Annotated in this window: 22 protein-coding genes and 1 tRNA gene; 12 read left to right on the top strand and 11 right to left on the bottom strand. The window is 72.4% G+C overall.

The window, feature by feature from the left end; all coding sequences use genetic code 11:
• Positions 1-4 precede the first annotated feature (4 nt).
• Positions 5-481: an FHA domain-containing protein FhaB/FipA gene (locus N542_RS0109475; protein WP_028643716.1), complete on the bottom strand. Its 477-nt coding sequence runs from the start codon at positions 479-481 to the stop codon at positions 5-7.
• A gap of 12 nt (positions 482-493) precedes the next feature.
• Positions 494-1,201, bottom strand: a complete 708-nt coding sequence (locus tag N542_RS0109470; RefSeq protein WP_028643715.1) for an FhaA domain-containing protein — start codon at positions 1,199-1,201, stop codon at positions 494-496.
• Positions 1,202-1,354: 153 nt separating this feature from the next.
• Between N542_RS0109470 and N542_RS0109465 the strand changes: the two genes are divergently transcribed.
• The 3 genes from N542_RS0109465 (at position 1,355) to N542_RS0109455 (ending at position 3,134) form a co-directional block, all read left to right on the top strand.
• A tRNA-Leu gene (locus N542_RS0109465) sits at positions 1,355-1,437 on the top strand.
• Positions 1,438-1,581: 144 nt separating this feature from the next.
• Positions 1,582-1,995, top strand: a complete 414-nt coding sequence (locus tag N542_RS0109460; protein WP_028643714.1) for a YciI family protein — start codon at positions 1,582-1,584, stop codon at positions 1,993-1,995.
• An 8-nt stretch (positions 1,996-2,003) separates the two neighbouring features.
• Positions 2,004-3,134 carry an RNA polymerase sigma factor gene (locus tag N542_RS0109455; RefSeq protein WP_028643713.1) on the top strand — a complete coding sequence of 377 codons (1,131 nt, stop codon included), beginning with the start codon at positions 2,004-2,006 and terminating at the stop codon, positions 3,132-3,134.
• Positions 3,135-3,141: 7 nt separating this feature from the next.
• Here the strand turns inward: N542_RS0109455 and N542_RS0109450 are convergent, their stop codons facing one another.
• Positions 3,142-3,540 carry a DUF7144 family membrane protein gene (locus tag N542_RS0109450; protein ID WP_028643712.1) on the bottom strand — a complete coding sequence of 133 codons (399 nt, stop codon included), beginning with the start codon at positions 3,538-3,540 and terminating at the stop codon, positions 3,142-3,144.
• Positions 3,541-3,621: 81 nt separating this feature from the next.
• Here N542_RS0109450 and N542_RS0109445 point away from each other — a divergent pair, with 81 nt between their 5' ends.
• From N542_RS0109445 to N542_RS0109435, 3 genes are all read left to right on the top strand, one after another.
• Positions 3,622-4,860: a D-arabinono-1,4-lactone oxidase gene (locus tag N542_RS0109445; RefSeq protein ID WP_028643711.1), complete on the top strand. Its 1,239-nt coding sequence runs from the start codon at positions 3,622-3,624 to the stop codon at positions 4,858-4,860.
• A 67-nt stretch (positions 4,861-4,927) separates the two neighbouring features.
• Positions 4,928-7,183, top strand: coding sequence for a SpoIIE family protein phosphatase (locus N542_RS24160; protein WP_081795111.1), 2,256 nt, complete (start codon positions 4,928-4,930; stop codon positions 7,181-7,183).
• Positions 7,184-7,223: 40 nt separating this feature from the next.
• Positions 7,224-8,141, top strand: a complete 918-nt coding sequence (locus N542_RS0109435) for a formylglycine-generating enzyme family protein (protein WP_036507184.1) — start codon at positions 7,224-7,226, stop codon at positions 8,139-8,141.
• On the opposite strand, the gene N542_RS24155 is transcribed toward N542_RS0109435, so the two are convergent.
• The gene (locus N542_RS24155) at positions 8,108-8,677 is read right to left on the bottom strand and encodes a potassium channel family protein (protein WP_155992957.1); all 570 of its coding nucleotides are present in this window, start codon (positions 8,675-8,677) and stop codon (positions 8,108-8,110) included. The two genes, N542_RS0109435 and N542_RS24155, sit on opposite strands and share 34 nt — an antisense overlap.
• Before the next feature lie 117 nt (positions 8,678-8,794).
• On the opposite strand from N542_RS24155, the gene N542_RS0109425 reads away from it, so the two are divergent.
• Positions 8,795-9,721 carry a YhjD/YihY/BrkB family envelope integrity protein gene (locus tag N542_RS0109425; RefSeq protein WP_155992955.1) on the top strand — a complete coding sequence of 309 codons (927 nt, stop codon included), beginning with the start codon at positions 8,795-8,797 and terminating at the stop codon, positions 9,719-9,721.
• On the opposite strand, the gene N542_RS24150 is transcribed toward N542_RS0109425, so the two are convergent.
• From N542_RS24150 to N542_RS0109400, 5 genes are all read right to left on the bottom strand, one after another.
• The gene (locus N542_RS24150) at positions 9,642-11,006 is read right to left on the bottom strand and encodes a hypothetical protein (RefSeq protein WP_051551563.1); all 1,365 of its coding nucleotides are present in this window, start codon (positions 11,004-11,006) and stop codon (positions 9,642-9,644) included. The genes N542_RS0109425 and N542_RS24150 overlap by 80 nt on opposite strands.
• A gap of 14 nt (positions 11,007-11,020) precedes the next feature.
• The gene (locus N542_RS24145; RefSeq protein WP_051551562.1) at positions 11,021-11,608 is read right to left on the bottom strand and encodes an HdeD family acid-resistance protein; all 588 of its coding nucleotides are present in this window, start codon (positions 11,606-11,608) and stop codon (positions 11,021-11,023) included.
• Positions 11,609-11,666: 58 nt separating this feature from the next.
• Entirely contained in the window at positions 11,667-14,273 is a 2,607-nt protein-coding gene (locus N542_RS28075) for a LuxR C-terminal-related transcriptional regulator (RefSeq protein ID WP_155992952.1), read from the bottom strand.
• Positions 14,274-14,492: 219 nt separating this feature from the next.
• The gene (locus N542_RS28430) at positions 14,493-17,051 is read right to left on the bottom strand and encodes a LuxR C-terminal-related transcriptional regulator (protein WP_028643707.1); all 2,559 of its coding nucleotides are present in this window, start codon (positions 17,049-17,051) and stop codon (positions 14,493-14,495) included.
• A 191-nt stretch (positions 17,052-17,242) separates the two neighbouring features.
• The gene (locus N542_RS0109400; RefSeq protein ID WP_197025919.1) at positions 17,243-17,767 is read right to left on the bottom strand and encodes a DUF1269 domain-containing protein; all 525 of its coding nucleotides are present in this window, start codon (positions 17,765-17,767) and stop codon (positions 17,243-17,245) included.
• Between the two features lie 184 nt (positions 17,768-17,951).
• On the opposite strand from N542_RS0109400, the gene N542_RS0109395 reads away from it, so the two are divergent.
• A complete protein-coding gene (locus N542_RS0109395) occupies positions 17,952-18,143 on the top strand; it encodes a hypothetical protein (protein ID WP_028643705.1) in 192 nt (63 codons plus the stop codon).
• Here N542_RS0109395 and N542_RS24140 read toward each other — a convergent pair.
• The gene (locus tag N542_RS24140; RefSeq protein ID WP_036507425.1) at positions 18,127-19,230 is read right to left on the bottom strand and encodes an AI-2E family transporter; all 1,104 of its coding nucleotides are present in this window, start codon (positions 19,228-19,230) and stop codon (positions 18,127-18,129) included. The two genes, N542_RS0109395 and N542_RS24140, sit on opposite strands and share 17 nt — an antisense overlap.
• A 181-nt stretch (positions 19,231-19,411) precedes the next feature.
• Here N542_RS24140 and N542_RS0109385 point away from each other — a divergent pair, with 181 nt between their 5' ends.
• From N542_RS0109385 to cls, 3 genes are read left to right on the top strand one after another with little or no spacing between them, the layout of a single operon-like run.
• Complete coding sequence (locus N542_RS0109385; RefSeq protein ID WP_028643704.1) at positions 19,412-19,831, top strand: DUF6325 family protein; 420 nt, start codon at positions 19,412-19,414, stop codon at positions 19,829-19,831.
• 8 nt (positions 19,832-19,839) lie between these two features.
• On the top strand, positions 19,840-20,133 hold the full coding sequence (locus N542_RS0109380; protein ID WP_028643703.1) for an SHOCT domain-containing protein: 294 nt from the start codon (positions 19,840-19,842) through the stop codon (positions 20,131-20,133).
• A 13-nt stretch (positions 20,134-20,146) separates the two neighbouring features.
• A complete protein-coding gene (cls, locus tag N542_RS0109375; RefSeq protein WP_028643702.1) occupies positions 20,147-21,637 on the top strand; it encodes a cardiolipin synthase in 1,491 nt (496 codons plus the stop codon).
• 29 nt (positions 21,638-21,666) lie between these two features.
• Here cls and N542_RS0109370 read toward each other — a convergent pair whose 3' ends face one another.
• Positions 21,667-21,846, bottom strand: coding sequence for a hypothetical protein (locus tag N542_RS0109370; protein WP_028643701.1), 180 nt, complete (start codon positions 21,844-21,846; stop codon positions 21,667-21,669).
• Positions 21,847-21,937: 91 nt separating this feature from the next.
• Here N542_RS0109370 and N542_RS0109365 point away from each other — a divergent pair, with 91 nt between their 5' ends.
• A complete protein-coding gene (locus N542_RS0109365) occupies positions 21,938-22,420 on the top strand; it encodes a glutathione peroxidase (protein WP_028643700.1) in 483 nt (160 codons plus the stop codon).
• Positions 22,421-22,450 lie beyond the last annotated feature (30 nt).

Below are 22,450 nucleotides of genomic sequence, written 5' to 3'. Positions count from 1 at the left end.
CCGGCTACTTCCGGAGCTCGAGGATGGTCTTGCCCACGCGGACCTGGGTGCCCATGGTGATCGTCGTCGGCTGGGTGATCCGCACGGTGCCGACGAAGGTGCCGTTGGTGGAGCCGAGGTCCTCCACGAACCACTGGTCGCCCGACGCGGCGATCCGGGCGTGGCGGGTGGAGACGTAGTCGTCATCGAGGCGGATCGCCGCGTCACTGCCGCGGCCGATCAGCACCGGGCCGGCGGCGAGCTCGGCGCGCTCGCCGACGTTGGAGCCCTCGGTGACCAGCACGTGCGTCGGCGCGCTGCGGCGCTTGCCGGGCTTGGGCTGCTTGGGCGGCTTCGGAGCCTTGCCGCCACCGGTGCGTGCGGCCTCCGGCACCCGGGCGCCGAACATGTCGGAGCGGATCACCGAGATCGCCGACAGCACGAAGATCCACAGGATCGCGAGGTAGGCCACCCGGATGAGGAAGAGCGTCAGCTCAGACATGCACGACCATCCTCATCGCTCCTCGAGCACGCGTACGACGAGCGTGGTGTTGCCGATGCGCACCTCGGACCCGTCCTGCAGCCCGGTGTTGGTGATCCGGTGGCCGTCGACGAGCATCCCGTTGGTCGAGCCGAGGTCGTGGACCTCCACCGCGATGCCGCGCGCGCCGCCACCGGTCACCAGGAACTCGATGTGGCGCCGGCTGACGCCGGGGTCGTTGATGCGCAGGTCGGCCTCGGTGCCGCGACCCACGACCAACCCGGGCGGCTGCAGCGGGTGGCGGGTGCCGTTGACCTCGAGGTAGGCCTTGGCCCGGCCCACCTGCGTCGCGGTCGCGTCGCTGGTGACCTTCGCCTGGGCGCGGCTGCGGATCCGGAACCGGCCCGTCGTCAGGTCCTCGGCCGGGTCGAAGACGATGCTCACCGGGCCGGGGAAGACGTAGCTCTGCTCGTCGGCGTGGTCGCGGAGCTGCCCGACGAGGTCGTCGGCCAGGGCGCTGTCGTACGGCGCCAGCCGCTCCAGGTCGGTGCCCGAGAGCTCCACGTGGAAGTCGTTGGGCACCAGCCGCCGGTCACGCGAGAGGATCTGCGCGTTGTTGTCGCACTCGCGCTGGAGCGCCGCCGCGATCTCGACGGGCTGCACCGCCGAGCGGAAGGCCCGCGCGAACGCGCCGGAGATCATCTGCTCGAGCTTGTTCTCCAGTCGTTGGAGTCCGCCCACGTCCGCCCCCCTTCCTCTGGTGTCCTCGGGTCCTGCGTCCGGCCGCGGCCGGGCTGCGACCCGATCGTAACGGGGTCGTGACGACGGTTGAGGGATGCCCTCGCCCCGGTTTGGGGCAAACCCGAGCGCTGGGATAACCTTGGGCCGCTTCACGCGCGAGTGGCGGAACGGCAGACGCGCTGGCTTCAGGTGCCAGTGTCCGAAAGGGCGTGGGGGTTCAAATCCCCCCTCGCGCACGTGAGCAGCAGGCCCCGGAGAGATCCGGGGCCTGCTGTCATTTCCGGCCCGGACCGACGCCGGTGTCGAGAAACGCCCGACGGCTCCGTCCTCGGTCCGAAGGCAGCCATCATGGTTGCCTCGGACGACGAAGGAGCACCACGATGGCCAAGTACCTGCTGCTCAAGCACTACCGCGGCGGACCTGAGCGGACCGACTACGGCAACGCCCCGATGAGCGACTGGACGCCCGAGGAGGTGTCCGACCACATCGCGTTCATGCAGCGGGTCGCCGACGAGCTGCGCGAGCGCGGGGAGTTCGTGGACGCCCAGGCGCTGTCGCCCGAGGGCGCGTTCGTGCGGTACGACGGGCCCGGGAGGCCGCCGGTCACCGACGGGCCGTTCGCGGAGACCAAGGATTTGATCGCCGGCTGGATGATGATCGACGTCGAGTCGGTGGAGCGCGCGCACGAGGCGGCGGCGTACCTCTCCTCGGCGCCCGGCAAGGGCGGCGTGCCGCTGCACGAGTGGATCGAGGTCCGCCCCTTCCTCGAGCACCCGCCGACCGTCACGGACTGAGGTCGTCGGTGGAGGAGCTGCTCCGCGACCTGGGCCCGCAGGTCCTCGGCATCCTCGTCCGCCGCGGAGCCGACTTCGCGGCGGCCGAGGACGCCGTCCAGGAGGCGCTGGTCGAGGCCGTGCGTCGGTGGGCCGACGAGCTGCCGGCCGAGCCCAAGGGCTGGCTGGTCACGGTCGCGTGGCGCAAGTTCCTCGATGCGCGCCGCTCCGACGCGGCCCGGCTGCGGCGCGAGGTCGCCCAGGTGGAGGAGCCACCGCCGGGCGCCGCCGAGTCCCGCGACGACACGCTGCAGCTGCTCTTCCTGTGCTGCCACCCGACGCTGAGCCCGGCCTCGGCGGTGGCGCTGACCCTGCGGGCCGTCGGCGGGCTGACCACCCGGCAGGTCGCCCGGGCCCACCTGGTGCCCGAGGCGACGATGGCGCAGCGGATCAGCCGGGCCAAGCGGACGGTGGCGGCCGTCCAGCTCGGGGAGCCGGGTGACCTGGCGACCGTCCTCAAGGTGCTGTACCTGATCTTCAACGAGGGCTACACCGGCGAGGTCGACCTGGCCGCGGAGGCGATCCGGCTGACCCGTCAGCTCGCGGGGGCCGGCGAGGACCCGGAGGTCGGCGGGCTGCTGGCGCTGATGCTGCTCCACCACGCGCGGCGTACGGCGCGCTTCGCGGCCGACGGCTCGCTGGTCCCCCTGGCCGAGCAGGACCGGTCGCGGTGGGACGCCGACATGATCGCGGAGGGCGTCGTGGTCATCCAGGCGGCGCTGGCGCGCGACCGGTTGGGGGAGTACCAGGCGCAGGCCGCGATCGCCGCCCTGCACGCGGACGCGGCGACGGCGGAGGAGACCGACTGGCCGCAGGTGCTGGAGTGGTACGACGAGCTGGCCCGGCTCACCGACAGCCCGGTGGTGGCGCTCAACCGGGCGGTGGCGGTGGGTGAGGTCGACGGCCCGCTCGCCGGGCTGGGGGCCGTGGCGCAGGTGCCCGCCGACGTGCCCCGGCACACCGCGTTGCGCGCCTACCTGCACGACCGGGCCGGCGACCGGGCGCTGGCGCACGACCTGTACGTCGCGGCGGCCGCCCGGGCGACCTCGGTCGCCGAGCGCGACCACCTCACCCGCCAGGCGGCGCGCCTGCGGGGGTGAGGAACGCTCAGCGGCGGCTGTTGCCCAGCACGGTGCTGAGGGCCCAGACGACGGCGATGTCGAGCGCGATGAGCACGACCGCCCAGACGGGGTAGTAGGGCAGCCAGACGAAGTTCATCAGGGCCGACACGATGGCGATCACGACTCCCGCGACGAGCGCCCACCGCTGGCCGGCGAGGATCGCGGCGCCGATCCCGACGATGACGAGACCGAGGACCAGGTGGAGCCAGCCCCAGGTCGTGAGGTCGAACTCGAAGACGTAGTTCGTGGTGCGCACGAAGACGTCGTCCTTCGCGACGGCGGCGATGCCCTCCAGGAACTGGAAGAGCCCGGCGGTCAGGAGCACCGCACCCGCGAAGATGCTGATGCCGTCGGCCCAGGCGCTCTCTTGGTGTGACGTAGACATGCACCCAGTGTCGGGCCGGTCCCGACCTCCTCGGATCACCCGGAGCGGGTGAGAGTAGGTGGCGTCAGGCAGGATTGCGGGATGCTGCAGAACTGGGCGGGCAACCACACGTACGGCGCGTCACGGGTCCGGCACCCACGCAGCGTCGAGGAGCTGCGCGACCTCGTCGGCTCCGCGACCCGGGTCCGGGCCCTCGGCACCCGGCACGCGTTCACCGACCTCGCCGACACCACGGGCGACCTGGTCTCGACCCAGGAGCTCGGGCAGGACATCGAGGTCGACGCCGAGCGGCGCGTCGTACGCGTGTCCGGCGGGGTCAGCTACGGCGTGCTCGCCGAGCAGCTGGCGCGCGGCGGCTGGGCCCTGGCCACGATGGCCTCGCTCCCGCACATCTCCGTCGCCGGGGCGATCGCGACCGGCACGCACGGCTCCGGTGACGCAACCGGCTCCCTGGCCGCGGCCGTCGCCGGCCTCGAGATCGTCGGGGCCGACGGCGCTCTGCGGGTCGTGTCCCGGGGCGAGCCCGACTTCGACGGCTCCGTCGTCTCCCTCGGCGCGCTCGGCGTCGTGACCCACGTGATCCTCGACCTCGAGCCCACCTACGAGGTGCGCCAGGACCTCTACGCCGACCTCCCGTGGGACGTGGCGGTCGAGCACCTCGACGAGCTCACGTCGACCGCCTACAGCGTCAGCCTCTTCACCGACTGGGTCAGCGGCGGCATCAAGCAGGTGTGGCTGAAGAGCCGCGACGGCGTACCGCCCGCGGACCTGTGGGGCGCCGCACCTGCCGTGGAGACGCTGCACATGCTCGCGGGCGCCGACGTCGAGGCGGTGACCCAGCAGGGCGGCATCACCGGGGCGTGGCACGAGCGGCTGCCGCACTTCCGCCTGGAGTTCACCCCGAGCCGCGGCGAGGAGCTGCAGAGCGAGTACCTCGTGCCGCGCACCGAGGCGCGGGTCGCGGTCGAGCGGCTGCGGGCGCTGGCTCCGTCGTACGCCCACCTGCTCCAGGTCGGTGAGATCCGCACCATCGCCGCCGACCGGCTGTGGCTCAGCGGGGCCTACGACCGCGACGTCGTCGGCTTCCACTTCACCTGGGTGCGGGACGTGCCGGCCGTGTACGCCGTGCTGCCCGCCATCGAGGAGGCCCTGCTCCCGCTCGGCGGCCGCCCGCACTGGGGCAAGTGCTTCGCCGCCGAGACGGCCGCGCTGGCTCCGCTGTACAAGCGGTTCGAGGACTTCCGCGACCTGGCGGTGCGCGTCGACCCGCAGGGCAAGTTCCGCAACGACTTCCTGGCGCGCTGCCTCGAGCTCGACTGAGCCCGACTGAGGTGGACCTCACGCCCACGTGGGCGTTCACCCCGGGTGGAGTGGGTAGAAATCCCGGATGGACCACATCATGGCTCCACAGAGCAGCTCATCGGAAGGACCCGTCCTGAGCCCACCTCCGACGCACACCCCGGCGCACACCCCGGCGTACGGCGAGGTCGACCTGACCACCTGCGACCGCGAGCCCATCCACATCCCGGGCGCCATCCAGCCGCACGGCCTGCTGCTGGCCCTCGATGCCGAGCAGCGTGCGGTGACGGTCTCCACCAACGTCGACGGCCTGCTCGGGGTCGCGCCCGAGGACGCCATCGGACGGACGCTCGCCGAGCTGGTGGGCGCGGACCTGGCGATCGCGATCGTCGACGGCGTCGAGACCACGACGCTGGGCGACGTGGACGTCGAGGTGCGTCAGCACCGCTCGGGCGACCGGCTGGTCGTCGAGATCGAGCCGGTGAGCACGGTCGACCAGGTGCGGCTGACCTACCGGTCCACCCGGGGGGCGATGGCCCGCCTCGCCCAGGCCTCGTCGGTGGGCGACCTGGCCGCGCGGCTGGCGCTGGAGGTGCGCACGCTGCTCGGCTTCGACCGGGTGATGGTCTACCGCTTCGACCAGGACTGGAACGGTGAGGTGATCGCCGAGGAGAAGCGCGACGACCTCAACTCGTTCCTCGGCCTGCACTACCCGGCGACCGACATCCCGGCCCAGGCGCGGCGCCTCTACTCGGTCAACTGGACCCGGCTGATCGCCGACGTCGACTACGTCCCAGTGCCGCTGCACCCGGTCCTGGACCCGGGCACCGGCGCACCGCTCGACCTGTCGCACGCCTCGCTGCGCAGCGTCTCGCCGATCCACCTCGAGTACCTGTCGCACATGTCCGTGACCGCCTCGATGTCGATCTCGCTGATGGTCGACGGTCAGCTGTGGGGCCTGGTCGCCTGCCACCACTACTCAGGGGCGCACCGGCCGAGCCAGGACGCGCGCTCGGCCGCCGAGTTCCTGGGCCAGGTCGCCTCCCAGCTCGCCGGCGACCGGGAGCGCGCCGACAAGCGCGAGCGCACCCTGGCCGCCCAGACCGTGCTCGGCAGGATGGCCGCGCGCACCGCGGCGAGCCTGGAGTCACCGCTGGTCAGCGTGATGGAGGACCCGGAGCTGCTCTCCCTGGTCGATGCCACCGGCGCGGTCCTGTCGTACGACGGCGTGGTCACCGTGCGCGGCAACGTCGATCTCGCCCCGGACCAGCTCCAGGCCATCGCGACGGCCCTGCGCGACCCGCTCAGCTACGCGACCTCGACCGACCGGGTCACCGAGCTGGTGCCCGGGCTGGGTGACGCGTCGTCCGTCGCGGGGGTGCTCCGGGTCGGGTCCGACTCCGACCGGTGGCTCCTGTGGTTCCGCCCGGAGCAGGAGCGGGTCGTCGACTGGGGAGGCGACCCCACCAACAAGGAGCTCGCGGCGGCTGAGGGCGCGCACGTCCGGCTGAGCCCGCGACGGTCGTTCGACAAGTGGCGGCAGGTGGTCCGCGGTCGCAGCACCCCCTGGGCGCCGTGGAAGCTCGAGGTCGCCGATGCCCTCGGCAAGCACCTGATCGGGCTGCTGCTGGCCCGCTCCCGCGACACGATCGCGATGGCCGAGTCGATCCAGCGCAGTGTCGTGTCCGACGAGCCGCCGACCTTCGACGGCATCGAGCTCGCGGCGCGCTACCAGCCCGCGTCCACCTTCAAGCTGGGTGGCGACTGGTGGGACAGCTTCGCGCTCGCCGACGGCCGCATCGTCTTCGTCGTCGGCGACGTCGCCGGGCACGGCGTCTCCGCGGCCTCCGCCATGACGCAGGTGCGCACGGCGCTGCGCGCCTACCTCTTCGAGGGTCACAGCCCGGCCACCTGCCTCGACAAGCTCGACCTGCTGATGGCCGGCCTCCTCGACGAGCGGGTCGCGACCGCTGTGCTCGCGGTCCTCGACCCCCGCGCCGGGCGAGTCGAGCTCGCCAGCGCCGGGCACCCGCCGCCGATGCTGCTGACCCGCGGCACGGCGTACGACGTGGACCTGCCGGTCCGTCCGCTGCTCGGCGTCGGCACGGGCGCCGCCGAGTCCGTCGAGCTCGACCTGCCGCCGGGTGCGGCCCTGCTCCTCTACACCGACGGACTCGTCGAGCGCCGCAGCGCCGACCTCGACGAGCGCACCGAGCGGCTGCGCGCGCTCGCCGCGGACACCTACGCGGACTCCGACCTGCAGGCCTGGGTCGACCGGCTGATCGAGGTGCACGACGACGGCGGTGGCGACGACACCACGGTCCTGGCCCTGCGGATGGCCTAGCGACGGACCAGCCCGGCGCGCCGGCCTGTAGAAAGGGCGCATGACGCAGGGCATGGTCCTGGTCCCGGGCGGGACCACGACGATCGGCAGCGATCACTTCTACGCGGAGGAGCGGCCGCTGCGGGAGGTGGTCGTCGGGGATGTGTGGTTCGACCGGTGGCCGGTCACCAACGCGGAGTTCGCCCGGTTCGTCGAGGAGACCGGCCACGTCACGGTCGCCGAGGTCGCGCCCGACGCCGCCGACTTCCCGGGCGCCGACCCGGCCCTGCTCGTGCCCGGCTCGCAGGTCTTCACGCAGACCGGTGGACCCGTGCACCTCGGTGACTGGACGCAGTGGTGGCGCTGGCAGCCCGGCGCCTCGTGGCGGGCGCCGCAGGGGCCGGGGAGCGCGTGGCAGCAGTCCGCGGACCACCCGGTCGTGCACGTCGGCTGGGAGGACGCCACGGTGTACGCCCGGTGGGCCGGCAAGGACCTCCCCACCGAGGCGGAGTGGGAGCACGCCGCCCGCGGTGGCCTGGTCGGGCGCGACTACGGCTGGGGCGCGTCGTACGCCGACGAGCTGTCACCCGGGGGTGTCGTGCTGGCCGACACCTGGCAGGGCCCGTTCCCGTGGCGCAGCGAGGACCCTGACGGCCACCACCGCACCGCCCCCGTCGGCAGCTACCCGGCCAACGACCACGGCCTGCAGGACATGATCGGCAACGTCTGGGAGTGGACGGCGTCGCGGTGGACGGAGTCGCACCACAGCGAGGGGGAGTCGGTCCCGGCCGCGAGCACGGCCAGCCCGTGCTGCGGCGGCAGCGTCCGGCTGGCGGAGACCGACCGCTTCGTCACGAAGGGCGGGTCACACCTCTGCTCGCCGCACTACTGCCAGCGCTACCGCCCGGCCGCCCGGCAGGGACACGGCGTCAACGACACCACGTCTCACGTCGGGTTCCGATGCGTCCGCCGATCGTGACGGCGGCGCGCCGGTAGCGGTCCGTCGGCCTCGGCCAGGCGGCGCTCCTCGGCCCGCTTCTCGGCCTGGGTCCGCACCCGCGTGGAGATCGTGGAGGCGGCGGTCGCGATGATGACGACGTTGAAGACCATCTGGATCAGCACCAGGACCCGGGCCGCCTGGCCGGTGGCGTGGACGTCGCCGTACCCGATCGTCAGCAGCGTGGCCATCGTGAAGTAGAGCGCGTCGACCCGGGTCTCGAGGTCGAAGATCTGGTCGGGGTTGCGCTGAGCGAGGACGTAGAAGCCGAGCGCGAACCCGAGGACCGCGATCATCACCGCGATGAGCAGGCCGTCGATGCGACGGTCGCTCTCCAGGAGCTGGTGGCGCACCTCGACCAGGACCGTGAGCGCGAGCAGCGTCAGGGCGACCAGGCTCACGAGGAGCTGGAGGACCGAGCTGCGCGAGATCTCCACCTGCACCGGGACGGTGAAGTAGAGGACGAGCACCACGACCAGGACGCCTGCCAGCCGGGCCCAACGCTTCCATCCCGTCACACGGACTCCTCCGGCTGCTGCTTTCACCCGCTACGGGTGATCGACCACGCGACGAGTACGCCCACGCTTGGGCTCATCCTGCCGGATCCGTCGGCGACCGTACGGGAGGTAGTGGCGTTGGACGTCGCCGGAATGCGTGAGCGGCTCACCTCGACGTACCACGCGCGCCGCGCGCAGGCACAGGCACTGGCCGACGAGGTCCCGATCCTGGGCCGCCTGATCCGCGACTTCGTCCGGATCGAGTTCATCGACCGCTGCATGCTGATCGCGGCGCAGGGCCTGCTGGCGCTGGTGCCGATGCTGGTGGTGCTGGCGTCGCTCTTCCCCGGCCTCACCGGGGATGCGGTGTCGACCTTCTCCCACGCCACCGGCGTCGGCTCGACGGGCACCGAGACCCTGCGCGGCGAGGTCAGCGCCGACCAGGTGCGCGCGCAGACCGGCATCGTCGGGCTCCTGATCACCCTGTTCTCCGCCACCAGCTTCGCCCGGGCGATCCAGCGGATGTACGAGCGGGTGTGGGAGCAGCACCACGTCGGCGGGGTCGTCGGGCTGCGCCGGTGTCTCAGCTGGCTGCTCGGCTGGCTCGTGACGCTGCAGCTGGCCGCCGGCCTGCGGGCGCTGCTCCTCGGGGCCGACGGGCTGGGCACCAGCGCCGCGAGGCTGGTCTTCCAGGTGCTGGCGCTCAGTGGCATCTGGTGGGTGACCTCGTGGTTGCTGCTCTTCGGGCGGGTCGGCTGGCGGCGGCTGGTGGTGGGTGCGCTCCTCACCGGCGGCATCGGTGTCGCCTACACCCGGGGTTCGGCGCTGGTGATGCCGCCGTACGTCGCGGCCAACACCGAGCAGTTCGGCACGCTCGGCCTCATCCTGGCGATCTCGACCTGGCTGATCGGCTTCGCCGGCATCATGGTCGCCTCGGCCCTGGTTGGTCGGATCGTCTCGGAGGACCCGACGGTCCTCCGGATCGTCAGCTCGGTCCTGGAGCTCCTGCGGTCGGGCTGGGCTCGACTGCGGGGACGGGCGGACGAGCCAGCAGCTCCACGATGAGCAGCAGCACGCCGACGACGACGACGAGCCACAGCGTGAACTCCCCCGTCGGGTGGTCGCGCAGCACGTACAGCAGCAGGGCGATCCCGAGCAGGCCGACCCGGATGGGCGTCTGGTAGGTGCCGAGCGTCGTGCCGAAGCGTCCGGTGTTGATGCCGACCCGCTCCCCCCGGGACCGGGTGGCGCCGATGGCGCGGGTCGTGGCCCCGCGCAGGGCGACGGGAGCCCCTACTGGACCGGTCACCCAGGCGATGAAGGCGATCGCGAGGAAGAGCACCAGCAGGGCGCGGATGTTGAGCCGGATGAAGTAGACGAGGGTGTCGTAGATGGCCGCGGCGGCGTCCGTGGGCAGCTGGTCGGTGGGCACGGCGTCGAGGTAGACGACCCGGGCCGCGTTGAGAGCCACGCCGAGCAGGATCACGGCCGCGACGACCGCGAGCGAGCCCGCGACCAGGGTCCGCCGGCGGTTGCGGCCCACGGCGACGGCGCCGAAGAGGCAGAGCAGCGCGACGATCGGCAGCGCGGTGTTGGCGGCACTGAGCAGCCGGAACCCGGTCTGCGCCTTGGTGATGTCGTCGGACTCGAAGATCGTGAACTGCGCGTTGATCGTCGGCAGTCGCTCCGCGAGGGCGAAGCCGCGGGCGACCAGGCGCTGCTTGACCGTCTCGATGATCGTGGCGAGGTTGACGCTGACGGCGCGATCGCTGATGTCGACGAGGTCGGTGTCCTTGCCGGTGAGCAGGGCGACCATCTGGGTGTGCGCCTGACGGTTCGCCTCGATCCAGGCGGTCTCGAACTCGTCGGACTTCACGATCGCGGTGACCTGCTTCTTGACGAAGCCCTCGATCGCGTCGGCCAGCGGTGTCGAGAGTGCCTTGAGGCTGCCCGCTGCCAGCGGCGGCAGGCCGCGCTCGGCCAGGGCGTCGACGGCCTGGTCGGTGACGTCGTCGACCTGGAGGCGGGTGACGATCTCGGTGGTGACCCGCTCGATCACGGCGGTCTGGACCGCCGGGTCGTTGGCCAGCGGCGCGACCGTCTCGATGTAGCGGTCGGTGTCCGAGACGGTGTCGTGCGCCCAGCGGGCGACCACCGAGAGCGGCACCAGGACCGCCATGATGACGATCAGGGCGGTGGCGACGACGGGTCGCCACCAGCCTCGGCGCGCGGGGGCGTCTGTCGGCAGGGCGACGGTGCCGGTCTCCCCGAGCTGTTGCTTGAGGCGCGCGACCTCCCGCCGGAGCTCGGCCACGTCGTCGTTGCTCGGCTGGTCGCCTGCGGTCGTCATCGGACTTCCTCTTCCTAGGATGCGGCGCGCAGGGAGCGCAGCCGCCACGCGGCCAGCACCGCCAGGATGCCGGCCACGATCAGCCAGATCCCGACGAAGACCACCAAGAGCTTCAGTGACAGGTCGGTGTACTCGAGCAGGAACGCCCCGGCCAGCACGGTGACCACGCCGGTGAGGAACTCCCAGCCGCGACCGGTCGCCGGCGGCGCGATGATGGCGCCGACGATGTCGATGATCCCGGCGAGCACCCAGAAGACGCCGAGGATGATGCCGAGGACCAGGACGCTCTGCAGCGGGTCGCGCAGGATGAGCAGCCCGACGATCAGGGCGAGGCCGCCGCTCAGCCCGATCAGCGCCCGGACGCCGCCGTCGCTGCGGCTGACCGACAGTGCGGCGCTGATCCGGAAGATCCCCGCGACGATCAGCTGGATCGCGAGCAGGACCGTGAAGACCGTGACCGACGCGTCCGGCCAGACCACCAGGGCGATGCCGAGGCCGAGGGTGATGACGCCGTAGGTGAGCACCAGGCCCCAGTGGTCGGCGAGCGCGGACGCGGCCGGCGACCTGGGGCGGGAGCGGTCGCTCGTCGTGGTGTCGGTCATGGTTCTCACCATCCCGCGCCGCAGGCTCCGCTGCCGTCACCCGAATCGGGTGGCCCGGCTACAGCAGATGCAGGGAGCGAGCGGTCGCGAGCGCGGCGCTGCGCCGGTTGACCGCGAGCTTGGCGTACAGGCTCGAGACGTGGGTCTTCACGGTGTTCTCCGAGACGAAGAGGTTGGCCGCGATGTCGGCGTACGTCGAGCCTCGGGCGAGCTCGTAGAGCACGTCGTGCTCACGGGGGCTCAGCGTGGGTCGCAGGGAGCCGGACGAGAAGTCCTCGCGCTCGCGCGGCCGTGAGGTCTGCGGCCCGAAGTAGCTGGCGATGCCTGCCAGGCCGGCGGTCCCGGCCTCGACCTCGCGCAGCCAGGGATCCGCGTCGGTGTCGGCGAGGCCCTGGACCAGCGCCGAGACCGGCGTGCCGTGCCGGCTCCAGCCCAGGAACGGCACGGCGTTCCTGCGCACCTGGGTCTCGCGCACCGCGTCGCGCAGCAGCTGGAGCGCCCGCTCCTTGTCGCCGAGGGCGTCGACCAGCTGCGCCTGCGCGACCAGGGCCACCCCGCGCACCGCGGGCTGGGCGGTGGCCTTCTCGTGGGTCGCGTCGTCGAGGTGGCGGACGGCGGCGCGGCGGTCACCGGAGAAGTCGGCACGCAGTCCGGCGACCAAGGACGACTCGGCGCTCGCACCGAGCTCGCTCAGCTGCGACTGGAGCTGCGTCAGCAGCGCACCGTCCCCGGACAGGCTGGCGAGGAAGGCGCGCTCCAGCAGGAGCGACACGGCCAGGTGTGCCGGGAGCGGCGGCGTCTCGAGGGGCACCTCCAGGGCCAGCTCCGCGGCCGCGACCATCCCGTGCGCCAGCTGCACGCGGGAGCGTCGGGTCCGCATCCAGAATCGGGTGGTCAGGTCGGCGGCGTGCTCGGCGGCCGGCGCGAGGTCGAGCACCTCACCGTCGGGTCGCAGCGGCAGCCCGCTGAGCTGGGCGAGCTCACGCGCCAGCCGAGCGCGTCCCACGGAGAACGGCGTGTCGAGCTCACGCTCGGCCACCAGGGCGAGTGCCTGGTCGGCGAGCTCGAGGGCGGCACTCTCGCGTCCGCGCATGTACTCGGTGAGGGCCAGGTGCGACAGGGCGATGACGGTGAGCAGGGGCAGGTCGTGCGTGCGGCTCAGCCGGATCACCGCCCCGAGGTTCTCCTCGGCCTGGGACAGGTCACCGGTCCAGTTCTGGGTGATGGCCAGCTCGCTCAGCAGGATGGGGACCACCGACGGTGCGGCCGTGGTCAGCTCCGGGTCGGTGACGATCCGCTGACCGTGGTCGATCGCGGGTCCGACCGGCTCCAGACCCATCCGGGCGCGCATCACCCGGGCACACGCCTGCTGCAGCACCGCCGCGGCCGTGTCGGGCTGCGGCTCGTGGAGCAGCCGCTCGAGCCACTGCGCCGCAGTGTTGGCGTCACCGCTGAACCAGCGCTCCAGGGCCACCGTGAACCAGGAGCCGGGGTTGACCTCGATCGAGGACGGGTGGGACTCGGCGAACGCGCGGACCGGTGCACCGTGGCCGCGCAGCAGCAGGCTCGGGCCCTCGTCGGCGAGCACGGAGGCCGCCACGGCGTGCTGTCCGACGGCCTCGAGCCGGTGGAGGGCGTCGGCCGTGCTGCCGCGACCGACGTCGAGCAGGACGGCTCGCTGCACCGTGGCGGCGGCGCGCATCACGTCGACGCCGCCGGAGGAGATCCGCCGGCGCACGACCTCGGCCAGCAGCGGATGGATCGAGTAGCGCTCGCCGGCCGCGGCGTCCCCGTCCTGCTCGTGGGAGGCCACCCGCGTCACCAGCAGGCCGGTCGCCTCCAGGTCGGCCAGGACCTCGCCCGCACCGGAGTCGTGCGACAGGTGCACCGCGAGCGCGGGCGTCACGACCGGCTCGCTCGCGACGCACAGGAGGAGGTGCCGCTCGCGCGGTCGGAGGGTCGCGAAGACCTCGGTCGCCACCCGGTCGGCGGCCGATGGTCCGACCTCGGCGTACCGACGGGCGACCTCGAGGGGGTCCGGAGCGGCACCCACGGCGCGGGCGGTGAGCACGACGGCGGCGCACCAGCCCTGGGCGCGCAGGGCGATCGCCTGAGCCACCTCCGGCGAACCGGTGCGGGCGTGGGCCGCGACCAGGGCCCTGGACTCCGTCTCGTCGAGCCGGAGCAGGTCGCCGCGCAGCATGGTCAGGTCGCCGAGCAGCTCGGGGGCGAGGCGGGTGAAGGGCAGGTCCCAGCGCGAGGCGAGCAGCACCCGGAACGCCTCGGGGTCGGTGTCCAGGAGGCTGTCGAGGGCCTGGATGGTCGCGAGGGGAAGCAGGTGCGCGTCGTCGACCACCACGAGTGCCGGCCGCTCCTCGTCGTCGCGGCGGGCGAGGTGGGTCAGCAGCCGCTCGGGGTCCCAGGTGGCATCAGCTGAGACCCACGTGGTGTCGGCAGCGCGGCCGGAGCGGCGCAGCCAGCCGGCGATGCCGAGCGTCTTGCCGGATCCGCCCGGCCCGACCAGCAGGGTCACGGCGGTCTCGGTGGCGGCGTCGAGCCGGCTCCACAGGCGCAGCCGCGGGACGTACGCCCGCGGCAGGGCGGGGAGGTGTCCGATGAGCGCGATCGACCCCTGCTGCTCCCGCTTCGACATTGACCGGGTCATGGCGACGTCTCGTCTCGGTTCGCTGATCGGCCCGCTGTGCGGCGTGGCCGGTCGTTGGACTCAGGACAGTATGGCGCGTTCGAGCCGGGGGCCTCACCCGCGAGGGATGAGGGCAGGGTGAGATCGGCGTCCGGTGGTCGGCCCACCGGCGACGCCTGGGGTGTCCGACGGTAGGAGACGTGGGCGCGGCTCGGCTCACCCGGAAGGGGCCAGTCCCGCTCAGAGCAGGCCGTGGGTCCGCGCGACCCGCAGCGCGTCGACGCGGCGGTCGACCTCGAGCTTGCGGTAGATCGACGCCAGATGGGTCTTCACCGTGTTCTCGCTGACGAAGAGCGCCCGGGCCAGGTCGGCGTTGCCGCCACCGAGCGAGAGCTGCTCCAGGACGTCGAGCTCGCGCGCGGTCAGGGGCGCCCGAGGGTCGTCGGGGACGAGGCCTCCCGCGCGGTGCCGGCCGGCCCCGGGGTAGGCACGGCGGAGCCCACTCAGTGCTGAGGCGGCGGGCGCCGCGAAGGGGTGGGGGTCGGCGCCGTCGGCGTGGGCTGCCACCAGCTCCACGAAGGTCGGGCTGATCGGGGTGCCGAAGGCGAGCAGCCACAGCAGCCGTTGGGGCGCGGCCCGGCTCAGCAGGTCGGGGACCAGGTCGCGAGCGGCCTGCACCGACCCCGGCGTGCCGATGCGTTGGAGCATGGCCGCCCGGGCGACCGCGGTGCTCAGCCCCGTCACCGGCATGTCGGCGGTGTCGGGCAGCAGGGCGGAGAGCAGGCGTACGGCGCGCGGCTCGTCACCGGCGAGCCCGAGGCTGAGGGCCTCGGCGAGCCGGGCGTCGACCTCGGACCCGATGGCGCGCATCGCGGGTGGCAGAGCGTCGAGCGTCGCGACGTCACCCGTCGCCACCGCGATCAGCAGCCGGACCTGCCGGTCCAGCTGGGCGAGGTGGCGCGGCAGCCGCTCGGGCACGTCGCCACGGGTGTCCAGGACACGCTGTGCCTCCGCGGCGTCACCGAGGGCCGTCAGCAGGCAGGCTCGGAGCAGCCGGCCGGACGTCAGGAGCAGCGGGTCCATCACCCCGCTCGGTGTCTCCTCGATCCGAGCGACCGCGGCCTTCGCGTCGCCGAGACGCAGGGAGTGCAGCATGGCCCAGCCACGGGCCAGGTGCAGCCGGGCACTGGCGGCGTCCGCCGGAGCACCGGCCTCGATCAGCAGCCCGGCCTCGGCCGTGGCGAGCGCGCACTGGTGCGCGCCGGCGGTCGTCTCGAGCATGGCCCGAGCGGCGAGGTTGGCACGGGACAGCAGCGGCAGGTCCACCTGCCGGGCGTACATCGCCACGTCCTGGACATGGATCGCCGCGATCTCCAGATCGCCCAGCCAGATCTGGAAGTACGTCATCTCCAGGGTGAGCCAGGCGGCCGAGACCGGTGAGAGGCCGCTGAGGTCGTGGGCACTGACCTCCTCGTGGTGACGGCACCGCAGGACCCGGGCGCCGCGGTCGAGGGCCGGCTGGGCCTCCCGCCAGCCGAACCGCGCCTGCCACACCTCGAGGAGCGCGAGCTGCGCCTCGGTGGGCCGGGAGACCGGGTCCCGCAGGCCGGCGCCGTCCATCGCGAGCACCTGGTCCGTGGCCGTCTTCGCGGCGTCGATCCGACCCTGGGCCCGCAGCAGCATCGCGTGCACCACCAGCAGGTCGGCGTTGCGCGAGCGGACGTCGAGCGGGATCGAGGCCAGCACCGTCTGGAGCACGTGGGACCGGCGTGTGCCGACGAGCTCCGGCCCGAACTCGCGCAGCACCCGGACCTGGAGGTCGAGGTCGCCGGTCAGCCCGGCGTGCCGGACCGCCCCCTCGGCGTCGCGCCGCTCGGCGTACGCCGCGGTGGCACGGCGGTGCGCCGAGACCGCGACGGGCCGGTCGGGCCCGGTGGGGGCCGTGCGACGGCGCAGGAGGTCGAGCAGCAGCGGGTGGTAGGTCCAGACCGCCGAGTCGAGGTCGGGACGGTCGCGATGGCTGGTGACGAAGGGGCCGGTGGCGGCTGCTCGGTCGAGGAGCGCCGGCGCCTCCGGCAGCCCGGACAGCAGCACCGCGTCGGCCGCCCCGACCGGACTCAGCCGGCAGGTGACCAGCAGCACCCGGGCGAGCTCGGGCGTCAGCTCCTCGAACACCTCGTGGAGGACGTAGTCGAGCACCGGCTGCCGGGTCGCCGCCAGGCAGGCACGGGCGTCGGCGACGTCCGCGGAGCCGGCCAGGGCCTGCGAGCCGAGCACCAGGGCGGCCGCCCAGCCCGCTGCCTGCTCGAGCACGGCCGCGACGTCGTCCGGCCCGGCCGCCGGGTGGTGCGAGCGCACCAGGTCGGCGGCCTCGTCGTCGGTGAAGCGCAGGTCGTCGACCCGCAGGGCGCGTACGGCGCCGGCCAGGGCGGCTGAGACCGGCACCAGGTCGGGCTCGTGCCGGCCGATCAGCAGGAGCCGGACCGAGTCGGGGTCCGCGGTCAGGATGCCGGCCAGCGAGTCGCGCGACGCCTCCGAGAGCAGCTCGACGTCGTCGATCACCACCACGGTGGGTCCGTCCGGCTGCTCCGGGCAGCGCATCGCCTCCACCTGGGCGGCGATCAGGGTGGCCTGGTCGCCGCGGGTCCAGGCGACCGACGTCGGCTGCCCCGACCCGCGCACCCGCTCGGTCCAGGCCGCGGCGGCGGCCGTCTTGCCGGAGCCGGCCGGCGCGATCACCAGGGTGACCGGAGTCGTGGGCACCGCGTCGAGGAAGTCGTCGAGCCGGGATCGCGGCACGAACGGCTCCGGCGGTCGAGGAGCCGCTGGGACGGGAAGCGTGCGTGCAGCGCCGCCCGAGCGCGCGTGCTGCCCGGAAGCCATCGGTCCTCGCCCTCCCGACGGCGGTCGGCGCCGTGCGCCCCTCATTCAACCCGGTCCGGCGCACGCCGGCCGACATTGTGCACAACGTGGGACGGCGCGTGCCGACCTCAGCCGAAGACCGAGCGCAGCGCGGCTGCCTGCTCGTCGTCGATGTCGGTGGTGATCGGTGCTGCCCGGCCGCGATCGCGAGACGCGGCGCGGAGCCGCTCGACGACCTCGCTCGGGGCGAGGACGAACAACGCCGACGTCCCGGGGATGACGCTGTCACGGACCCGGTTGATGAAGTGGTCGTCGATGCCGACGTCGGCCAGTGCGTCCGTGAGCGCACCGGTCGTGGCACCCATCGCCGCCCCGAGCAGCGGCACGAAGAAGACGATGCCGAACAGCAGCCCCCAGAACCCGTCGCCCAGTCCCTCTCCTCGCCCGTCGGCCCGGGCACGACCCAGCGCCAGTCGTCGGGTGGTGGGCCGACGGTCGCCCGGTGCCCACTCGACGAGCGCGGATCCGAGGACGACCGGGTCGTCGTGGGCGATCGCCTCGAGCAGGCCGGCGGCACCGCTCGCGCCGTCGGCGCTGGCGAACCGCCACGCCGCCAGGGTCGACGTCACGGTCGTGGGACCCGGGAGGAGCACGCCCCGCGGGTACGCCGGAGCGTGCTCGAGGACTCCGTACCGGTGGTGGTCACCCGGACCACTCAACCGCCCCGGGTCGTCGGGAGGCATCGCCCGTTTCCGGTGAGGCGGTCACCGGCCGCTGGACCTACCGTCGGTGCAGCGGCCGGCGTACACGGGCAGGGGAACGGCGACGATGACCAGGATGTTGATCCGCGTCGATGCCGAGCTGAGCGACGAGCTCAGCGGCGCGTTCCCGCACCTGACGGCACGCACCCAGCCCGCGAGCACCACGCTGACCGGGGAGATGACCGATCAGGAGGAGCTGCAGGGAGTGCTCAACCTGCTGACGTCCCTGGGCATCGGCGTCGTCGAGGTCGTCACGATCCCGGACTGAGCTCCGGCGGCGGTCCCGTGCCGCTGGTGGCGCCCACGTCCTCGGGCTCGTCGTGGTTGGAGATCAGCGGCCGCACCCAGCCCAGGCTCGGGTCGATGTCGACCAGCAGGGCCTTGGCGAAGAGGGTCAGCGGGATCGCGAGCAGCGCGCCCAGCGGCCCGACGACCCACGCCCAGAAGACCAGGGACACGAACGACAGCGTCGTCGACAGTCCGACGGCGTCGCCGACCACCTTCGGCTGGATCACCGTCTGGATCACCACGTTGAGCACGCAGTAGACGGCGATCACGGCCAGCATCAGTCCCGGCCCGCTCGAGAGCAGCGCCAGGATGGCCGGGGGGATCAGGCCGATGACGAACCCGACGTTGGGGATGTAGTTGGTGATGAACGCCAACAGGCCCCAGAGCAGCGGCGCGGGCACGTCGAGGATGTAGAGCGCGATGGTGTCGAGCACCGCGACGATCAGGCCGAACACGGTGGCCACCGCGAGGTAGCGGCGGGTGCCGCTGGCGAACTCGGAGATGGCGTCGACGACGTGGGGCCGCACGGCCCGGGCGCGCTCGAGCTGACGCGGGAAGGTCCCGCCGTCCATCGTCATGAAGAGCACCAGCGTGAGGATGAAGAAGAGGTTGGACACCAGGCCCATCAGCTCCGAGAGCAGGTCGCCGATGAAGCCGCCGAGCTGTCCGAGGTCGAAGGAGGACTCGACCTCGTCGATCTGCTTGGTGCTGACGCCGGCGTCGTTCAGCCAGCCGGTCAGGTCGTCGATCCGCTGCTGGAACTCCTCGGTGTACTGCGGCAGCAGGGTGGCGAACCTGGCCACCGACACCACGACCGCCAGCGCCAGCGCGACGACCAGGAGGTAGATCGCGACCGTGCACATGAGGGAGGCGGCCCAGGACGGCATCCACCGGTCCAGCCACTTGCGGAGCGGGTGGGCGAGCACGGTCAGGACCAGGGCGAGGAACGCCGGCGCGAAGATGTCGGCGGACGCCTTCAGCCCGCCGACCACGATCACGGTGGCGGCGAGCCCGGCCATCACGAGCACGCCGCGCGGTAGAGCCGTCGGGGCCGGCATGCTGGGCATCGACACCTGTGTTCTCCGTCCTCGGTCGGGGAGGCCTCCCCATCGTGCCTATCGTGGTAACCGATGGGTGCCGGCGGCTCACCCATCTCGGGTGACGCTGCACCGACACGGCGAGCCTAGGGTTCAGGCACGGAGCCGGGTTCCCGGCTCAGTTGTGCGCCCACGGCATCAGGAGACGTCGATGAAGCGAGGACCGGTCGAGGTCTTGTTCCTGGCGTTCCCGAACGACGTCGGGCTCGCCGAGATGGTGGCAGTGGTGCGCAAGCCGGTCCAGGCCGGCGTCATCCGGCTCATCGACTGCGTCGTCGCCCTGCGCGACGACAGCGGCCGGCTCGGGCTCCTCGACCTCGAGGACGGCCTGCCGGCGGCGCTGTCCGGGCTCGACATCGACGACAACGACCTGCTCAGCGACGACGACCTCGCCGTGCTGACCGATTCGCTCGGCGACGACCAGCAGGGCCTGGCCCTGGTGTTCGAGGAGGTCTGGGCACGCGAGGCGGTGAACGAGCTCGAGGCGCTGGGTGCCGAGGTCGCGCTCTTCGCCCGGATCACACCCGAGGACGTCGACGCGGCGTTCGCAGCACAGGAGGCTCGCGCATGAGGCGTCGGATGGGACGGCCCGGACTCGTCGGCACGATGGCTCGCACGGCGGTCATCGCCGGCACCGCCACCGCCACCTCGAACGCCGTGAACCGGCGCCAGCAGGAGCAGGCCCAGCAGCAGGCCGACGCCGCGGCGTACCAGCAGCAGTCCGCGCCGCCACCGCCCCCACCGCCTCCCCCGGCAGCGCCGAGCGCCGGCGACGACCTGATCGCCAAGATCCAGCAGCTCGCCGATCTGCACCAGCAGGGGATCCTGAGCGACGACGAGTTCTCCGCGGCCAAGCAGCGCCTGATCGGCTGAGCGCCGACCTCCGATGACAGCGCTGTTCTCGTCACCCGGCGCTGCGGTCAGCGCGATCCTGGTCGCCGTCGACATCGCGATCATCCTGTGCGCTCTCCTGGTGCTGCCCGGCGGGCGCCGGCCGCAGACCGCGATGGCGTGGCTGCTGCTGATCATCGCGATCCCGTTGCTGGGCTTCGTGCTGTTCCTGCTCTTCGGGCGCACCACGGTCGGCAAGAAGCGGCGTGCCCTGCAGGCGGAGGTCAACGCCGCCATCCTGGCCGCCGCCCACCTCGAGGACATCGAGAACCACGAGCTCCGCGCCGCCCTGCCGCCCCTGGTCCAGTCGTTCGCCCGGCTCAACAGCGAGCTCGGGGTGCTCCCGCTCAGCTTCGGCAACACCGTCGAGCTGATCGAGGACTACCAGGGCGGCATCGAGGCGATGACCCGCGAGGTCGCCGCGGCCACCGACTACGTGCACGTGCAGTTCTACATCTCGGCCTGGGACGAGATGACCACCCCGTTCTTCGAGGAGCTGGTGCGCGCGACACAGCGGGGCGTGACGGTCCGGTTCCTCTTCGACCACATCGGCTCCCGTGGCATCCCGGTCTACAAGGAGATGCTGGCCAAGCTGGAGGGCACCGGGATCCAGTGGGCCGCGATGCTGCCGATCAGGCCGCTGAAGGGCGAGGTGCGCCGGCCGGACCTGCGCAACCACCGCAAGATCCTCGTGGTCGACGGCCGGGTGGCGTTCAGCGGCTCGCAGAACCTGATCGAGCCGCACTACGACAAGCCCAAGAACCAGAAGCTCGGCCGCGCCTGGGTCGAGCTGATGGCCCGGGTCGAGGGGCCGGTGGTCCAGGAGCTCAACGTCGTCTTCGCGACCGACTGGTTCACCGAGACCGGCGAGAACCTCCAGCACGTGGTGGCCGTCGTGGCCCCGGAGCCGTCGCCGCGTCCCGGTGCCCTCACCGGGGTTGGCGTCCAGGTGGTGCCGAGCGGTCCGGGCTTCGTGACTGAGAACAACCTGCGCCTCTTCAACAGCATGCTCTACTCGGCGACCAAGCGGCTGTCGCTGACGAGCCCGTACTTCGTGCCGGACGACTCGCTGCTGTACGCCGTGACGACGGCCGCGCAGCGAGGTGTCGAGGTCGAGCTCTTCGTCGGTGCCACGGCCGACCAGTTCATGGTGGCCCACGCCCAGCGCTCGTACTACGAGTCGCTGCTGCGGGCAGGGGTGCGGATCTGGCTCTACCCCGAGCCGTTCGTGCTGCACGCCAAGCACTTCTCCGTCGACGACGAGGTCGTGGTCATCGGGTCGAGCAACATGGACATGCGCTCGTTCGCCCTCAACTACGAGGTGGTGATGATGATGACCGGCGCGGACGTCGTCGCCCGCCTGTCCCAGGTCCAGGACCACTACCGGGAGCTGTCCACCGAGCTGACGCTCGACGACTGGCTCGGGCGCAGTCGCAAGGACACCTACCTCGACAACCTGATGCGGCTCACGGCGACGATCCAGTGAGCCGCGCCGGCGCTTCCGCCGGAGAAGGGTCAGGCCCCCCCGCGGCGGTCGGAGCGTCCAGCCGCGTGTCGTGCCGGCACGAGCTCGCGTCCTCGGACCGCGTCGCGGTCGCGGGGCGACAGCCCGGTGACGAGCACCGTCACCATCAGCGCCGGCACCAGCAGCACGAAGGTCATCAGACCCATCATGACCTCAGACTCGATCGACATGGCTGCACGGTGTCCGTACCGGTCGGGGCCAAAACGTGGCGCAGCCCACACCTGGTGGCCGCGGGGGCGCCTCGTCGGAGACGCTTCGTCCATGACCTCCCTCTCCGACTTCTCGGCCATCGGCATCAACGGCTCCGAGATCGACCTCTCGACGTACGACGGCGACGTGGTCCTCGTGGTCAACACCGCATCGCAGTGCGGCTTCACCCCGCAGTACCAGGGCCTGCAGAAGTTGCAGGACGAGTACGCCGACCGCGGCTTCACGGTCCTCGGCTTCCCGTGCGACCAGTTCGGCAACCAGGAGCCGGGCGACGAGGCCGAGATCCAGGGCTTCTGCGAGCGCAACTTCGGGGTCACCTTCCCGCTCTTCGCCAAGATCGACGTCAAGGGCGAGGGAGCGCACCCGCTCTTCCGGTGGCTGACCTCCGAGAAGGGCGGCGTCCTCGGCGACAAGGTGAAGTGGAACTTCACGAAGTTCCTCGTCAACCGCGACGGTGAGGTGGTGGGCCGCTACGCGCCCACGACCAAGCCGGAGAAGATCGCCGGCGACCTCGAGAAGACCCTCGGCTCCTGATCCTCGGACCACTCGCGGGTCAGCACCGCA

It is taken from the genome of Nocardioides sp. URHA0020 (assembly GCF_000620705.1).
Lineage (GTDB): Bacteria > Actinomycetota > Actinomycetes > Propionibacteriales > Nocardioidaceae > Nocardioides.
The sequence above is the reverse complement of the archived record's forward strand: the minus strand, read 5'-3'. Positions and strand labels throughout refer to the sequence as shown.

What these genes read in the sequence shown, in the direction of transcription:
- N542_RS0109475 (WP_028643716.1), bottom strand. Translation starts at nt 481, where the DNA reads ATGTCTGAGCTGACGCTCTTCCTCATCCGGGTGGCCTACCTCGCGATC.
- N542_RS0109460 (WP_028643714.1), top strand. Translation starts at nt 1,582, where the DNA reads ATGGCCAAGTACCTGCTGCTCAAGCACTACCGCGGCGGACCTGAGCGG.
- N542_RS0109450 (WP_028643712.1), bottom strand. Translation starts at nt 3,540, where the DNA reads ATGTCTACGTCACACCAAGAGAGCGCCTGGGCCGACGGCATCAGCATC.
- N542_RS0109445 (WP_028643711.1), top strand. Translation starts at nt 3,622, where the DNA reads ATGCTGCAGAACTGGGCGGGCAACCACACGTACGGCGCGTCACGGGTC.
- N542_RS24160 (WP_081795111.1), top strand. Translation starts at nt 4,928, where the DNA reads ATGGACCACATCATGGCTCCACAGAGCAGCTCATCGGAAGGACCCGTC.
- N542_RS0109435 (WP_036507184.1), top strand. Translation starts at nt 7,224, where the DNA reads ATGACGCAGGGCATGGTCCTGGTCCCGGGCGGGACCACGACGATCGGC.
- N542_RS24150 (WP_051551563.1), bottom strand. Translation starts at nt 11,006, where the DNA reads ATGACGACCGCAGGCGACCAGCCGAGCAACGACGACGTGGCCGAGCTC.
- N542_RS24145 (WP_051551562.1), bottom strand. Translation starts at nt 11,608, where the DNA reads ATGACCGACACCACGACGAGCGACCGCTCCCGCCCCAGGTCGCCGGCC.
- N542_RS28075 (WP_155992952.1), bottom strand. Translation starts at nt 14,273, where the DNA reads ATGACCCGGTCAATGTCGAAGCGGGAGCAGCAGGGGTCGATCGCGCTC.
- N542_RS0109395 (WP_028643705.1), top strand. Translation starts at nt 17,952, where the DNA reads ATGTTGATCCGCGTCGATGCCGAGCTGAGCGACGAGCTCAGCGGCGCG.
- N542_RS24140 (WP_036507425.1), bottom strand. Translation starts at nt 19,230, where the DNA reads ATGCCCAGCATGCCGGCCCCGACGGCTCTACCGCGCGGCGTGCTCGTG.
- N542_RS0109385 (WP_028643704.1), top strand. Translation starts at nt 19,412, where the DNA reads ATGAAGCGAGGACCGGTCGAGGTCTTGTTCCTGGCGTTCCCGAACGAC.
- N542_RS0109380 (WP_028643703.1), top strand. Translation starts at nt 19,840, where the DNA reads ATGGGACGGCCCGGACTCGTCGGCACGATGGCTCGCACGGCGGTCATC.
- cls (WP_028643702.1), top strand. Translation starts at nt 20,147, where the DNA reads ATGACAGCGCTGTTCTCGTCACCCGGCGCTGCGGTCAGCGCGATCCTG.
- N542_RS0109370 (WP_028643701.1), bottom strand. Translation starts at nt 21,846, where the DNA reads ATGTCGATCGAGTCTGAGGTCATGATGGGTCTGATGACCTTCGTGCTG.
- N542_RS0109365 (WP_028643700.1), top strand. Translation starts at nt 21,938, where the DNA reads ATGACCTCCCTCTCCGACTTCTCGGCCATCGGCATCAACGGCTCCGAG.